The sequence below is a fragment of the Syntrophaceticus schinkii genome, assembly GCF_000946815.1.
Lineage (GTDB): Bacteria > Bacillota > DSM-12270 > Thermacetogeniales > Thermacetogeniaceae > Syntrophaceticus > Syntrophaceticus schinkii.
This window is the reverse complement of sequence record NZ_CDRZ01000010.1, coordinates 1-14,061: the sequence shown is the minus strand read 5'-3', so window position 1 is coordinate 14,061 and position 14,061 is coordinate 1. Positions and strand designations below refer to the sequence as shown.

General features: G+C 46.6%; 16 protein-coding genes. All 16 read left to right on the top strand.

The window, feature by feature from the left end:
• The first annotated feature begins 447 nt into the window (after nucleotides 1–447).
• The 16 genes from sigG (at nucleotide 448) to SSCH_RS17935 (ending at nucleotide 13,782) form a co-directional block, all read left to right on the top strand.
• Nucleotides 448–1,218, top strand: coding sequence for an RNA polymerase sporulation sigma factor SigG (gene sigG / locus SSCH_RS01100; RefSeq protein ID WP_044663857.1), 771 nt, complete (start codon nucleotides 448–450; stop codon nucleotides 1,216–1,218).
• A 10-nt stretch (nucleotides 1,219–1,228) separates the two neighbouring features.
• Nucleotides 1,229–1,957 carry a stage II sporulation protein R gene (gene spoIIR, locus SSCH_RS15970; RefSeq protein WP_052835168.1) on the top strand — a complete coding sequence of 243 codons (729 nt, stop codon included), beginning with the start codon at nucleotides 1,229–1,231 and terminating at the stop codon, nucleotides 1,955–1,957.
• 97 nt (nucleotides 1,958–2,054) lie between these two features.
• Nucleotides 2,055–2,312 (top strand): YlmC/YmxH family sporulation protein, encoded by a 258-nt coding sequence (locus SSCH_RS01090; RefSeq protein ID WP_044663856.1) that lies wholly within the window; start codon nucleotides 2,055–2,057, stop codon nucleotides 2,310–2,312.
• 245 nt (nucleotides 2,313–2,557) lie between these two features.
• Entirely contained in the window at nucleotides 2,558–3,019 is a 462-nt protein-coding gene (gene nrdR / locus SSCH_RS01085) for a transcriptional regulator NrdR (protein ID WP_044663855.1), read from the top strand.
• 30 nt (nucleotides 3,020–3,049) lie between these two features.
• Nucleotides 3,050–6,646, top strand: coding sequence for an anaerobic ribonucleoside-triphosphate reductase (gene nrdD / locus SSCH_RS17145; protein ID WP_198142055.1), 3,597 nt, complete (start codon nucleotides 3,050–3,052; stop codon nucleotides 6,644–6,646).
• Nucleotides 6,647–6,648: 2 nt separating this feature from the next.
• A complete protein-coding gene (locus SSCH_RS01070) occupies nucleotides 6,649–8,097 on the top strand; it encodes a DNA methyltransferase (protein ID WP_084710821.1) in 1,449 nt (482 codons plus the stop codon).
• Between the two features lie 276 nt (nucleotides 8,098–8,373).
• On the top strand, nucleotides 8,374–8,883 hold the full coding sequence (gene nrdG / locus SSCH_RS01065) for an anaerobic ribonucleoside-triphosphate reductase activating protein (RefSeq protein WP_232294131.1): 510 nt from the start codon (nucleotides 8,374–8,376) through the stop codon (nucleotides 8,881–8,883).
• Complete coding sequence (gene pgeF / locus SSCH_RS01060) at nucleotides 8,847–9,749, top strand: peptidoglycan editing factor PgeF (RefSeq protein WP_084710820.1); 903 nt, start codon at nucleotides 8,847–8,849, stop codon at nucleotides 9,747–9,749. Before nrdG ends, pgeF begins: the two co-directional genes overlap by 37 nt.
• 16 nt (nucleotides 9,750–9,765) lie before the next feature.
• The gene (copZ, locus tag SSCH_RS01055) at nucleotides 9,766–10,005 is read left to right on the top strand and encodes a copper chaperone CopZ (RefSeq protein WP_044663853.1); all 240 of its coding nucleotides are present in this window, start codon (nucleotides 9,766–9,768) and stop codon (nucleotides 10,003–10,005) included.
• Nucleotides 10,006–10,992, top strand: a complete 987-nt coding sequence (locus SSCH_RS01050; RefSeq protein ID WP_044663852.1) for a biotin/lipoyl attachment domain-containing protein — start codon at nucleotides 10,006–10,008, stop codon at nucleotides 10,990–10,992.
• Between the two features lie 53 nt (nucleotides 10,993–11,045).
• Nucleotides 11,046–11,654 (top strand): YggS family pyridoxal phosphate-dependent enzyme, encoded by a 609-nt coding sequence (locus SSCH_RS01045; protein WP_198142054.1) that lies wholly within the window; start codon nucleotides 11,046–11,048, stop codon nucleotides 11,652–11,654.
• A 100-nt stretch (nucleotides 11,655–11,754) separates the two neighbouring features.
• Nucleotides 11,755–12,195: a cell division protein SepF gene (locus SSCH_RS01040; RefSeq protein WP_044663851.1), complete on the top strand. Its 441-nt coding sequence runs from the start codon at nucleotides 11,755–11,757 to the stop codon at nucleotides 12,193–12,195.
• A complete protein-coding gene (gene proC, locus SSCH_RS01035) occupies nucleotides 12,192–13,004 on the top strand; it encodes a pyrroline-5-carboxylate reductase (protein ID WP_044663850.1) in 813 nt (270 codons plus the stop codon). Before SSCH_RS01040 ends, proC begins: the two co-directional genes overlap by 4 nt.
• The gene (locus tag SSCH_RS01030) at nucleotides 13,001–13,273 is read left to right on the top strand and encodes a YggT family protein (protein ID WP_044663849.1); all 273 of its coding nucleotides are present in this window, start codon (nucleotides 13,001–13,003) and stop codon (nucleotides 13,271–13,273) included. Before proC ends, SSCH_RS01030 begins: the two co-directional genes overlap by 4 nt.
• Before the next feature lie 2 nt (nucleotides 13,274–13,275).
• Nucleotides 13,276–13,590, top strand: coding sequence for a DUF167 domain-containing protein (locus SSCH_RS01025; RefSeq protein WP_052835166.1), 315 nt, complete (start codon nucleotides 13,276–13,278; stop codon nucleotides 13,588–13,590).
• A 54-nt stretch (nucleotides 13,591–13,644) separates the two neighbouring features.
• Complete coding sequence (locus SSCH_RS17935) at nucleotides 13,645–13,782, top strand: hypothetical protein (protein WP_156972012.1); 138 nt, start codon at nucleotides 13,645–13,647, stop codon at nucleotides 13,780–13,782.
• Nucleotides 13,783–14,061: the final 279 nt, after the last annotated feature.

The following is a 14,061-nucleotide window of genomic DNA, read 5'->3' as shown; positions in this document are numbered from 1 at the left end:
TATTTGTGAACTATTTACGATTGTCAGGGTAAGAATCTTTGCGTGAGATCCGTGAATAATGACTACGGAGAGCCGTATGCGTTAATAGCGCACGTACGGTTCGATGAGGGGTAGGGGATACAACTGCTAGGCCAGTAGCGCACGGCCGGGATACTAAGGCACTGCCAGACGAAAGGGGCAGTATAACGGACTGTCCTGACCTAAACGCTACCAGGCGGCAAGAGACCCCGCCTACTCTACTTCCTGGCGCATTTCTGACTGTATAAAGGTTTACTATCCCCCTGATAACACTTAAATAGCATATGAAATGCTGGGAGCATGCAGAAGCTGTTCCCGTTTTCTTTTTATGGTTTCAATGTTTTTTTAAGCTGTCTGACGGTATAATTTGAGACCTCCCCGGCAATAATGTAGAACGACAATAGGATCGCTGGGGAGGAAGCAGGCGGAATGGTTAACAAAGTTGAGATCTGCGGAGTCAATACAGCAAAGCTGCCGGTTTTAACCAGTTCCGAAATGCAGGAATTATTCCTGGCTATTATTGCGGGTGATCAAACCGCCCGGGAAAAATTGATCAAAGGTAATCTGCGCCTGGTACTGAGTGTTATCCAGCGTTTTACTAACCGTGGTGAGTTTGTGGATGATCTCTTTCAGGTAGGATGTATTGGCCTCATCAAAGCTATCGATAACTTTGACCTCGGCCAGAATGTGAAGTTTTCCACTTATGCTGTACCGATGATCATCGGAGAGATCCGGCGCTACCTGCGGGACAATAATCCGATCAGGGTCAGCCGTTCGCTGAGGGATACCGCATATAAAGCTATCCAGGTACGCGAAGCGCTGATCAACAAAAACTCCAGGGAACCCTCACTGAATGAGATTGCAAAGGAACTCAGCATTCCGGGGGAAGATGTTGTCTTTGCTATGGACGCCATACAGGAACCTGTCAGCCTTTTTGAGCCCATTTATCATGACGGTGGTGACCCCATCTATGTGATGGATCAGATTGGTGATGAGAAAAACCATGACTTAAACTGGCTGGAAAAGATCTCGATCCGGGAAGCCCTCTGTAAATTGAACAACCGCGAGAAATTGATCTTAACTCTGCGTTTTTTCGAAGGAAAGACACAGATGGAAGTGGCCGAAGAGATCGGAATATCACAGGCCCAGGTTTCCCGGCTGGAGAAAGCGGCCTTAAACCATATGCGAAAATTCATCTAGGGGGGATATCATGTTCCGGCAAAGGACGAGGAACTTGCTGTTGATCTGTTTTTTGTTGATAACACTGCTGTCTATTCCATATATCCTTAGGGTTCAGGCTAAAAAAGCCTTTACAACAAATAACCTGATTCGGTTTCATGTCATCGCCAACAGTGATCAAGAGCAGGACCAGGAATTGAAATATATGGTACGCGATCGGGTAGTCGAGGTATTGAGACAGCAATTAAGTGGGGCAAAGAACTGCCAGGAGGCGCAACAAATAATCAATGCAAACCGCACCCAACTTGCCTCAGTTGCCAGGGAGACAGTTGCCGCTGCCGGGTTATCATATCCGGTGCGGGTAGAACTGGGGCACTTTGCCTTTCCTGCACGGGCCTATGGAAATGTAGTGGTGCCACAGGGCGAGTATGAGGCATTGAGGATAGTGCTCGGTGAGGGCAAGGGAGCTAACTGGTGGTGTGTCCTCTTCCCACCCCTGTGTTTTGTGGATATTTCAGGAAACGCCCTGGAGAATAGTGAAGAAGGCGCTATTGTTCAGGAAACTCTGGCACAGCAAGGATTTGAGGGGGATGAAAAGGAGATTGACCTGAGGCTTCGCCTGCTGGACTGGATACGCAGGATGATGGATATCTGGCGAGAGATAAGAGTTCAAAATAATAACACAGATATTCCTTTTAATGTTTTCGAAAGCAATCTGCCAGTAATTATCAATACGCTGTGCAAGTGCTTTTTCCTTTAAGTAAATTAGGGTTATATTACCTGTAGCTGTGCTCTACACTAAATCACGAATGCTCCTTTCCAACATATAATATATTATGTTGAGGGAGGTGGCAGCAGTGTTAAAGATTTCCGAACTGCGGCTCCATGATGTGATCAATGTCATCGATGGCAAGCGGTTGGGTATGATCAGAGATATTGATATCGATGTGGAAACCGGCCGTGTCAAATCCATTATTCTGCCCGGCAATACTCGTTTTTTTAATTTTCTAACAAAAAATGAAGAAGTGGTAGTGCCCTGGGAGAAAATTGTGAAAATTGGTGTGGATGTAATACTTGTCGAGCTTTCTTCTACAAGCCAGCTGCAGTTGAAATAGAAGCTTTCTTTAATTTTCATTCAGGAGTGCGAGGAACTTCTCCTTTTGAAAATCAAAGCTTAATAAATAATTTGGCCTGAGACTTCTGTCCCAAAAATAAAAATGGGACATTTTTTTATGGTCAGGTGAGAAGGATTTTCCACTAAAGTGGTGTATACTACATGTAGTGATATTAATTTTGTACTACCCTATATGTTGACGTTTTATGTTGACTAATCCAGATAGGGAGGAAGGATTGGTGGCCTTTGCGTTGTCCCTTTTGTAAAGATGGAGAATCGCGAGTTTTAGATTCTCGCTCTCTGGATAATGGATTTGCCATCAGGCGCAGGCGGGAGTGTGGATTATGCAGCAGGCGATTCACAACTTATGAGCGTGTAGAGGATGTGCCTCTCTGGGTGCTGAAAAAGGATGGCAGGAGAGAGCTTTTTTGCCGGGACAAGCTTCTTACCGGCATCATGAAGGCCTGCGAGAAGAGGCCTATTAAGCGCACGACCTTATCGAATATCGTTGATGAGATTGAAAAGACACTCCGGGATCAGACTGAGCCTGAGATTCCGAGTGTGACCATCGGACAGATGGTAATTGAGCACCTGCTGAAACTGGATAAGGTGGCTTATATACGTTTTGCATCTGTTTATAGAGAGTTTAAAGATGTGGGGGAAATCCTTGACTGCCTGGAGGAAATGGGAGTCAGGGATCGCAAATAAAAGCAATATCGTACAGAGAGGAGAACTATTTTGTTTACTACAATTAGAAAAAGGGATGGAAGGGAAGTACCCTTCGACGACTCCAAAATAACCGATGCCATCTTTAAGGCGGCACGCGCTGTGGGTGGGGAGGACCGGGAACTGGCGGTTTCTCTTACCCTGGATGTGCTGCGGATGCTCAAACAGGAATACAACGGTCAGACCTTCGGGGTGGAGGATGTCCAGGATGTGGTGGAAAAGGTATTGATCGAAAGGGGTCATGCCCGTACCGCCAAGGCGTATATCCTCTACAGGGACAAGCGCACCCGCATACGTGATGCGAAAACAGAACTGATGGACATCGTTGAGGATATCATCAAGGAAACCGATCGCGACAACGCCAATGTAGGCAACTCCCCCTCCGCCAAGATGCTGCAGATCGCCAGCGCTGCCAGCAGAAACTTCTACCTGACGAGGCTCCTGGATGAGGATTACTCCCTCGCCCACCGGCGGGGGGATATACACATTCATGATTTAGATTTCTACGCTACTACCCCCAACTGCCTTCAAATCCCCTTGGATGACCTATTAAGGGATGGTTTTGATAATGGCCACGGTTTTATTAGGCCTCCGAAGCGGCCGGCCTCTGCAACTGCCCTGGCGGCGATTATTCTCCAGAGTTCGCAGAACGATATGTATGGAGGCCAGTCCTTCCCCTTTTTCGATACACAGATGGCTCCATTTATCGATGGGAACAGTGAAGAAGAGGTCTACCAGGCAATGGAGGCGTTGGTATATAACCTAAATTCTATGCATTCACTCAGGGGTAGTGAGAGAATTTGGATATTCAATAAGGAACAGAAAAATCTTTCAACAATGAGTATGGAACAGTTTCACAGGGTATTCGAACCTGGGAAATACGCTGCCTTAAGTTTAAATTATCAAAATGGGAAAACAGAATTAAAGGATATTACAGCGTCATATAAACATAATAATTTCCACAGGTTGTTGCGGGTAAAATTAAAATCTGGACAATCTGTTGACATTACAGATAATCACTCAATAATGACAATAGACGAGACCGGTAAAATTGCTACTTCATCACCGAAAGACTTGCAAAGAGGGCTTGCTCCTGCCCGCTGGATAGCTGATGAAGAAGAGCATGTTTATGGCCTCAGTCAGTATCCCAACTCATATAAATATCCTATGAAGTCTTTGAAGCTTGATGAAAACTTAGCAAAGTTTTTTGGTTTTTATGTTGCCGAGGGTTCTTTTGATGGTTCTTCCATTAGCTTGGCTTTATTTGATCTTGAGTTAGAGCAAATAGTAACGGATTTATTAAAGAGTATTAATCCGAATTTTACAACTATAATTCGTCGTGATAAAAAGGGCAAGCGAAGGGATTTGAGATGCCGTGTCGGTAGAACATTTGCTTCTTTTGTAGCTGATGTTTGTGGGAGAGGTGCCCAAAATAAAAGGGTACCGTCAGAAATATTCTTTTCATCGCCAGATATTATTAAGTCTTTCCTTGATGGCTATATTAGCGGTGACGGTACAGTAGCAAAGAACCGTGTTCTTGCAAGCACTGTCTCTCAGGAACTAAGAGACGGAATATATTTATTAATGGTCAGATGTGGGCTGCCCGTTTCAATTGACCAGAAAACACCAGTCAGCCAGTTTGCAAATGCAAGGGAGCGCTTTAAAATTGCTGTTGGAGGCTACTATGCAACATCCCTAAGTGTTTCTGGTAGGAAAGAAGAAAATCTTGCAGATCTGTACCAGGTAACGACAGAACAGACTAAATACGATTACGAGTATTTGCGACCATTGATTGCTGAAGTTTATGGCATCAAGTGCCGAAACGCGTACCAGTATAGGATTAGGCCGTTATATATTGAAGAACTGATTTTTGATCTTGAATATAGAATTTTGAAACCTGAAGAAAAGAAGCATATCGAACAACTGGCATCTAAGGAATATTGGTTAAAGCAGGTAGAAAAAATAATACCTGCTGTGAAATCTACTGAAAGATATCACTTAAAGAGGCTTATTAAGAATAATAAGTTACCTCGTTTTTCTAAGTATCTAGATGTTAAGTTTCCATATACACAGTTTCTTGAGCGATTTATTTTACCTGAAAACTTAGGGCTTCATCGAATTGGGGTAAGGATAAATGATGACTGCAACAGCCCGCTGTTAGTTATTCGCTGGGCAAACAAGGTCTTGGAAAAAAATGAGATAATGCAAGAGCTTTTGTGTAAGCTTAAACGAGCGCAGGAAATACTTCCACTTCAGGTTAAAAGTATTAATGAACTACCTTACGAGCCCTATGTTTATGATATTTCTGTTGCTGATAATGAAAACTTTTTAACAGCTAAGGGTGTTTTTGTCCATAACTCACGGGCGGGGAGCCAGGTGCCCTTCTCATCACTCAATCTGGGCACAGATACATCAGAGACCGGGCGCAAGGTCACCCGCAACCTCCTGTTGGCTTATGAAGCGGGACTGGGCAAGGGTGAGAATCCCATCTTTCCTAATGTGATTTTTAGGCTGAAGAAGGGCATCAACTTTGATCCGGGGGATCCCAACTATGACCTCTTCCAGCTGGCGGTGAGGGTTGCCAGCAAGAGGCTGAACCCCACCTTCAGCTTTATGGATTCATCCTTCAATAAGAAATATGGTGATCAGGTGGCTTACATGGGGTGCCGCACCCGGGTGATGGCCAACCGGCGCGGCCCTGCAGTTACCACCAGGAGAGGAAACCTCTCCTTTACAACGATCAATCTGCCGCGGCTGGCGATCAAAGCGGAGCGCAATATAAAGAGATTTTACAGCCTGCTGGATGAGCTTACAGAACTGACCATCAACCAGCTCTATCACAGGTTCAATGTGCAGTGCAGGCTGCGGGTAAAGGATATTCCCTTTGTCATGGGGCAGGGTCTTTATATGGGTTCAGAGGATTTAAAACCCGAAGATTCCATTGAACCGGCTATTGTCAATGGCACACTTTCTGTAGGGATGATCGGGCTGGCTGAGGCTCTGATTGCTTTGACCGGTTATCACCACGGGCAGAGTGAGGAATCCCAGGCCCTGGGGTTGGAGATCATGCAGCACATCAGTGAGAAGGTTGAGGATGCTTGTGAGCGCTTTGATCTAAACTATACATTTTTGGCCACACCTGCAGAGGGGCTCTGTGGAAGGTTTGTAACACTGGACCGCAAGGAGTTCGAGCTGATACCAGGTGTTACAGACCGGGAGTATTATACCAACTCATTCCACATTCCTGTTCACTACCCGATCAGCATGTATGACAAAATCAGGCTGGAGGGGCAGTACCATAAGTACTTCAATGCCGGGCATATCAGCTATGTGGAACTCCCTTCACCACCACAGCATAACCCACAGGCGGTAGAGGCTCTGATCAGGCATATGGCTGACTGTGATATGGGATATGCGGGGATCAACTACCCGGTGGACTTCTGCTGTGGCTGCAGTTTGCTGGGGGTATTCAATGATCCGGAATGCCCGCGCTGCGGATCTACAAACATCCGCCGTGTGCGGAGGATCACAGGGTATCTGAGCACAGTGGACCGCTTCAACGATGGCAAGGTGGCAGAGCTGCGGGACAGGCTGCCGCACAGCAAATAGGAATGTCGAGATCAGTAATGTCTGATTCCTTAATTGCCAGGCTACCCGAAATTGCCATCGCGGGGAGAAAAGAAGCTGAAAACATCTTGGAGCGGGTGGAATCTTCCCAGGACAGGGCACTGCAGGTAAATGAGTATGTGCTGCCGATGATGGACAGCAGTGCAGTTCCGGCTGAAAAGTGGAGCAACCGCCTTCTTTATGGGGATAACCTGCCCCTTATAGGGGCGCTGCTGGTGGGTGACGCGGCTACAGGTCTTCCATCATTGAAGGGGAAGATTGATCTGATCTATATCGATCCACCCTTTGCCAGCAGGGCGAACTACCTGACCAGATGTACCCTTCCTGGAAACAGTGGTACTTTTGTCCTGGAGCAGCAGGCCTTTACAGATACCTGGGAGGAGGGGATGGCAGGCTATCTCTGTATGCTCTATCCCAGGCTGTTTTTGATGAGGGAACTCTTATCTGAGAGTGGTTCGATCATAGTACACCTGGACTGGCATGCTGTGCATTATGTTAAGGTTCTCATGGATGACATCTATGGCAGAGAGAACTTCCGCAATCAGATCGCCTGGTGTTACGGAGGTGGGGGTGCACCGAGGAAAACCTACCCAAAGAAGCATGACCTGCTTTTATGGTACAGTAAGGCTTCTACCTGGACATTCAACAGACAGTACCGACCCTATACAAAGGGTACGCTGGAGAGAGGGCTTACAGCAGTTAAAGGGGATCAATACGAACTGAGAAAAGAAGGGGCAGGATTGGATGACTGGTGGGCAGGCAAGGATGTGCAAAAAATTCTCAGTCCCACAGCCTATGAGAACTTGAAGTTTAACACTCAAAAACCCGAGGGGCTGTTGAAAAGGATCATCCGCGGGCATTCCAATAGGGATGACCTGGTAGCAGATTTCTTTTGCGGCACCGGGACCACCGGCACTGTTGCCGAGAAGCTCGGAAGGCGTTGGATCATGGCTGATGCAAGTAAATTGGCCTTTATGATTGTCTATCAACGCCTTCTCGCTCAACAGAGCAAGCCGTTTTTCAGCCAGTCAATAGATAGTCACCCCTTTTCTTCAATTGGGCAATTGCTGCTCAAGGAATCTGTCGTCAAGAGTTCTGGAGAGATGGATGAGATAATAGTGGAGCTCAGCGATTATCTCATTCCTTCCCAGGGGTATCAGCCTCTACCTGTTAAGGTGAGAGAGCAGATGCAGGAGTTGATTGCTGCTGATCCCCTGGCCCTGATCGAGTATTGGCTGGTGGATCCCGATTATGATGGAAAGGTTTTTCATAGCAGGTGGCAGAACTGCCGCGGGCAGCGCGCAGGTAACCTGCGTATTAACCCAAGAGCCAGTTTGCTTGTTCCAAAGGTAGTGGGAACCAGGAGAATATGCGTAAAAGCTGTGGATGTTTTTGGCTATGAAAGCATGGCATATCAAATAATAAGCAATTAGACGTGTGCATTAGGGGCAGTCCCCGGAGGTGACAGGGGACGGTTCGAAAGCCACCTCTTAGAGCGGTGGGTGTGTCACTGATAACAGTAAAAAAGCAATATAACAAGCCTGACAAAATGAGATGTGGGAAGTGGGAGGTTGGAAGTGGAAATAGATGTCTCCGGCTTCTGTTTTTCAGGTTGGTCGTTAGTCATTGGGAAAAGAAATTGGTCTGTTGCCTGTAAATAGACGGCAAGAATCGTTCCCCTGTCACCCTGGAAGGGGATAACAAAAGGAATGATGAGGTTGAAACTGCGGATTGCGGGTTATACGAAGGAAAGTGTTGTGGATGGGCCGGGAATCAGGTTTGTGGTTTATGCTCAGGGATGCCCTCATCGCTGTGAGGGCTGCCATAATCCTGAAACCTGGGATTTTGGGGGAGGAAAAGAGATAAGTGAAGATGATCTTGTTTCATTGATCAGTGATACTCGATTGTTGAACGGAGTTACTTTCTCCGGGGGAGAACCCATTTCACAGGCTAAAGAATTTGCTTCACTGGCAAAAAGGGTCAAATCTCTGGGTTTGGATATTGTGACCTATACGGGGTATACTTTTGAAGAACTCCTGGAGATGTCAATAAAAGATATACATATAAAAAGACTGTTGGAGAATACCGATCTGCTGGTGGATGGTCCCTATCTTGCTTCAGAGAGGGATTTAAGTGTGCCTTTCCGCGGCTCCAGGAACCAGCGGCTTATTGACGTTGTTAAATGGAAGTCGGAGAACCGGATGTCAGATACCGATTAGAAAAAATGTTCAAACAAGAGGCATGTGAGAGGTCTCTGACTTCTATTTTAGTTTGGAGCGATTATATGGAGTTTATTTTGAGACAGCAGCAGGGGAAACTGCCTTATCTGTACCTGCCTTTTCATGGCAAAGGGGGGGCACGGGCATTTTTTACTACACGCCTTGGCGGGGTCAGCAGGGGATGCTATTCCTCTCTGAACCTGGGTTATCATACTGGGGATCAAACCGATGCTGTAACCGTAAATAGAAGGCTGGCTGCTCAGACCCTGGGGATAAATGATGAAAGATTTGTTACTGTGGACCAGGTTCACGGTGACCGCGTCCTGGCGATTGAGAGCGAAAGAGATGTTGTAGCGAAAAAAGGCAGTATGGCAGATGCCATGGTTACCCATCTCCAGGATGTTGCTTTGACGATTTTATGTGCTGACTGCCAGGCGGTTTACATCTATGACCCGTTACAACGGGTAATTGCCGTCGCTCATGCTGGATGGCGGGGCACTGTGACACGGGTGGCTGCCAATTGTCTGCAGGTGATGGCACATCTCTATGGCAGCAGGCCGCGGGACTGCCGGACTGCGCTTTCTCCAGCTGCGGGTTTCTGCTGCTATGAGGTAGGGGAGAGTGTTTGTGCTGCAGTGAAAGAAGCCTTTCCTGGCCTGTGGCAAGGATTATTGGCCAAAAAGGATACCGACAGGTGGCATTTCAATATATCACAGGCAAATTCCCTGGTTTTGCAGGATGCGGGAGTCATAAAGGAGAACATCTGTATAAGCAAACTATGTACCATCTGCCGCCAGGATATCTTCTTTTCTCACCGCGGCAGTAAAGGAGCAACCGGAAGAATGGCAGCGGTCCTAGTTCAATAAGAGTGAGGTGAAGGAGATGGGCTGTCACTGTGGAGGGGGACTTGACCAACCAAGGGAGGTGACCCTCAAGGTAGCGGGTATGAGCTGCAAGCACTGCCAAAAGGCGGTGGAAGATGCTCTCAAGAACCTGGAGGGGGTTAAGGATGTACAGATAAACCTGGAGCAGGGCATTGTCAAAGTCAAGTATAACCCTATCGAAGTTGGCCTGCAGGAGTTTAAAAAAGCCATTGAGGATGCCGGTTACGAGGTGCTCTAGGTGGCGAAACCAACATCGAGACGGAACCGGAAACATAAAAAAGATTTTCAGAATAAGGTAAAGAGCCTGGCCGGCAGGCTGATCCTGTTTTTTGTTATTTTTCTCGTTGTTCTCTGGCTAGGGCTGCAGGCATTTAATTTCTGTGTATTCCATGCCATCAGGACTGCAGATGCTCAAATGGGGGAATTGGTAATAACAACCGATGCCAGGGGCGCTCTTTTGTTCCAGGAAGAGGTGATCAGTGCCCCGGTGAGCGGGAAACTGGAACCCCTGGTCACAGAGGGTATGCGTGTTTCCATCGGCACAGTTGTTGCGCGTATGGAACCCCTGACAGGCCCCGATGGCAAAAAGGGCAGCATGGAGATTAACAGTCCTTCCACAGGTATTGTCTGCTATCACCTTGATGGATGGGAGGGTGTCTATGACCGCCTCTCCTGGGAGAGCAGTGATCCCAGTGTATTATTTCAAAATCTCACCAAGGAAAGCAAGCCGGATGATGAGGTCTCGCAAAAAGAAGAGTTTAACAGGGGAGATCCCGTTTGCAAGATCATCGATAATTTAGTAAACCCATATCTTATCATCCGGTTTGATTCGCTTAACTGCCCTCAAGTAAAAAACGGTGAACGACTGCAGTTGACCTGGGAGAAGGAAGGTAAGGGTGAAGGCAGGGTCTTATCCCTTATCAACAAAGAAGAAAACAAGTACGCCTTTATAGAGCTGGAGAGGATGCGCCCATTTCCCTGTCAGCATCTCCTGGAGTTAGAGGTGAGATGCAAGAAGGGGGAGGGGATTATTATTCCTGAGTCTGCACTGATCAGTGAGAATAATCAAAGTGGGGTATATGTTATGTCTGTTCTGGGCCCCGTGTTTAAAAAGGTGGATGTAGTTGCTGCTCAAAATGGCCAAGCAGCAGTTCAAGGAATCTCCCCTGGGGCGGAAGTGGTGAAAAACCCGGGGCTGGCCAAGTTGATCAAGAAAGATGGATAATAAAAGGAAGGAATCGGCCTTTTTTTGCCGAATGGGAAAGAGGAGGAAGATAGTTGTCCAGTATTCTAACAGAACGTATTGCCAGAGTTAATGAGAGAATTATGCAGGCGTGCCGCTGTTCGGGCCGCAGTTCATCTGAAGTAAAGCTTGTTGCTGTAACCAAGATGGCAGCAGTTGACAAGATTAAACAGGCTCTGGATTGTGGCTTACACGACTTTGGTGAAAACAGGGTACAGGATTTTTTAGTCAAGTACGAAAAGATCAGTGAAGACGTACAGTGGCACCTGATCGGGCACTTGCAGCGAAATAAGGCTAAATACCTGGTGGGAAAGGTGGAAATGATTCACTCCCTTGACAGGTTGCCATTGGCCCGACTGCTCGATCGGTTGAGCGAAGAACAGGGGTATCCATGGCAGGTTTTGGTGCAGGTTAATGTATCAGGGGAGGAGACAAAGTACGGCCTTTCTTCTGAAGAACTTCCTGCCTTTCTTGATGCTGTTCAGGACTTGCGGGGAGTCAATGTATGTGGTTTAATGACAATAGCACCTTATGAGGAAGACCCGGAAAGGGTGCGTCCTGTATTTAGAGGCTTCGCCTTCTCCGGGATAAAATGGCTCAGACAAGGCCAAAACTTGATCTGCATCACCTTTCTATGGGGATGACCAATGATTACGAAATTGCGGTTGAAGAGGGAGCGACACTGGTCAGGGTGGGAAGTGCCATTTTTGGCGATTCTGATAAATAAATGGGGGTGAGCTGTCCTTGGCTGGCGGCTGGTTTGATAAAATAGTAAACTTTTTAGGTTATTCAGATCAGGAAGAAGAATTGGAAAGCTTTGAAGAGGTGTATGAGGATGAACCAAGGAGGCGGGCTCGTGCACCTGTTTTAAGTCTGCACAGTTCCCCCGAGGTAAAAATTATTGTAGTGACACCTGGCAGTTTTGATGAAGCAGAAAATGTAGCAAACCACCTGAAAAGCAGGAAGCCGGTAGTTGTCAATTTAAGTGTAACAACAAAAGAGGTAGGGCAGCGAATCCTTGATTTTTTGGCTGGGACGGTGTTTGCCCTGAATGGGAATATGCAGAGAGTTAGTAAGGACACATTTCTTTTTGCACCCAGCAATATGACGGTGTACTCGGAAAAAACAGGGAGCAACCCACAGGACCAGTATTTAGCGAAGTTTGATCGGGATGGTGGGCTATGAATTTTAACAACAAAAGGGTTGGCGTGATCGGTGCCGGTGCCATGGGGAGCGCCATGATACGGGGCTTTCTAAAAGCCGGTCTAATGCAGCCACAAGATATGATAGCAAGTGATCTAAGAGATAATGCCCTTCAGGAATTAAAGAGATCTACTTCTATCAATATAACGTCTGATAACAGTGCTGTGGTTCAAAGGAGCCAGGTGATTATTTTTGCGGTGAAGCCCGATCAGGTGGAAAACACCCTCAAGGAAGTTGCATCATCCATTACTGTGGAGCATCTTGTGGTTTCCGTAGCTGCGGGCATCAGCATATCAACATTCGAAAAACATTTGCCCTCCGGGGTTTCGGTAATCCGAGTGATGCCTAATGTTCCGGCATTGATTGGTGAGGGGATGACAGCTCTGGCTTTAGGGAGCAAGGCAGGTAAAGATGATCAGGAAACTGCTGAGGCGCTTTTTTCAGCACTGGGTAAAGTGCTCACTGTACAGGAAAGTGAGCTCGATGCTGTGACTGGTATAAGTGGGTGTGGTCCCGCATATATGGTTATTATTTTAGAGGCTCTGGCTGATGGTGGAGTAAAGATGGGGCTTTCACGTCAAGTTGCCTTACAGTTGGCTGTGCAAACTATGATAGGAACTGCCAGGATGATTCAGGCGACAGCCGAGCACCCCGCCTCACTTAAAGACCGCGTATGTTCCCCTGGAGGGAGTACGATCAGCGGGGTTCATGTTTTAGAGAATGGCGGCCTGAGGGGACTTTTGATCAGTGCTGTTGAGGCTTCAACCAAGCGTTCAGGGGAACTGCGATGAATGCCCACTTTATTGTGAATTTTATTTCCGTAGTAATTAGAATCTATATCTGGCTGATACTGGCAAGGGTTATCATATCTTTTATGCGCCCTCGCACCTATCATCCTATCTTGAGGTTTATCTATGATACTACAGAGCCTTTGTTGGGATTTTGCAGGAGATTGCTTCCTGGTGCAGTTATGAATGTGGACTTCTCCCCATTTATAGCTATTATATTATTGGAAATTCTGAGAGCATTTCTGATGTATCTGATGGGAATTATTTTTTAGAGGTGATCGGTCTGTCTTGGGTAACATCATTTTCAGAAGGGGCCAGGATCCAGGTAAGGGTACAGCCTCGTGCCTCCAGGAATGAGATTACAGGTATTAGAGGAGATTGCCTGCGCATCAAGTTAACCGCTCCTCCTGTGGATGGAGAGGCAAATAAAAGGCTTACTAAATTTTTAGGGCAGGTTTTGCGCTGTGGTTCAGGCAGGATAAAGATTGCCAGGGGTGCCACCGGGAGATGCAAGCTTTTAGAGATCACCGGGGTAACAGAGGATGAGGTCCGGCGCCTGGTGGGTGATTGTTGCCAAAAGAGGGTATAATATATCATTCTTCCACTCATAATATTACAAACTATTATTAAGGAGTGGAGTCCTATGCCCAAGAAGAGGAAACAGAATCGAGCTAAAAAGAAGATGAAACCCCTGGAGACAGAGGTTGAAACGGCTTCAGAGTATGCCACTTTCGATGATCTGAAGAAAGGACTGGCGAGGAGTGAAATCGAGAGGGAATAATTGCAGCGTCTTTTAGCAAAGGCACTCTTGAGTGCCTTTTTCTTTTTTTTATTCGACATCAAAACGCTTTTTTTTTAACCTAGAGGCAGGATTTTGGCTGTAATTAATTGAAAGTAAGTTTGTTATGCTGATCAATCAGATCGGGGGTGAAGGATTAGGTAAAAAATAGATATAAATATAATTGTATTTTGGGGTTTGGGCGAGACGAAAATATTGAACTGGAGGTTAAGCTATGTTCTCTCTACGCAAATCTGCTGTATTGATTATTGCTCTGGTTAT

What these genes read in the sequence shown, in the direction of transcription:
- sigG (WP_044663857.1), top strand. Translation starts at nt 448, where the DNA reads ATGGTTAACAAAGTTGAGATCTGCGGAGTCAATACAGCAAAGCTGCCG.
- spoIIR (WP_052835168.1), top strand. Translation starts at nt 1,229, where the DNA reads ATGTTCCGGCAAAGGACGAGGAACTTGCTGTTGATCTGTTTTTTGTTG.
- SSCH_RS01070 (WP_084710821.1), top strand. Translation starts at nt 6,649, where the DNA reads ATGTCGAGATCAGTAATGTCTGATTCCTTAATTGCCAGGCTACCCGAA.
- nrdG (WP_232294131.1), top strand. Translation starts at nt 8,374, where the DNA reads ATGATGAGGTTGAAACTGCGGATTGCGGGTTATACGAAGGAAAGTGTT.
- pgeF (WP_084710820.1), top strand. Translation starts at nt 8,847, where the DNA reads ATGGAAGTCGGAGAACCGGATGTCAGATACCGATTAGAAAAAATGTTC.
- copZ (WP_044663853.1), top strand. Translation starts at nt 9,766, where the DNA reads ATGGGCTGTCACTGTGGAGGGGGACTTGACCAACCAAGGGAGGTGACC.
- proC (WP_044663850.1), top strand. Translation starts at nt 12,192, where the DNA reads ATGAATTTTAACAACAAAAGGGTTGGCGTGATCGGTGCCGGTGCCATG.
- SSCH_RS01030 (WP_044663849.1), top strand. Translation starts at nt 13,001, where the DNA reads ATGAATGCCCACTTTATTGTGAATTTTATTTCCGTAGTAATTAGAATC.
- SSCH_RS17935 (WP_156972012.1), top strand. Translation starts at nt 13,645, where the DNA reads ATGCCCAAGAAGAGGAAACAGAATCGAGCTAAAAAGAAGATGAAACCC.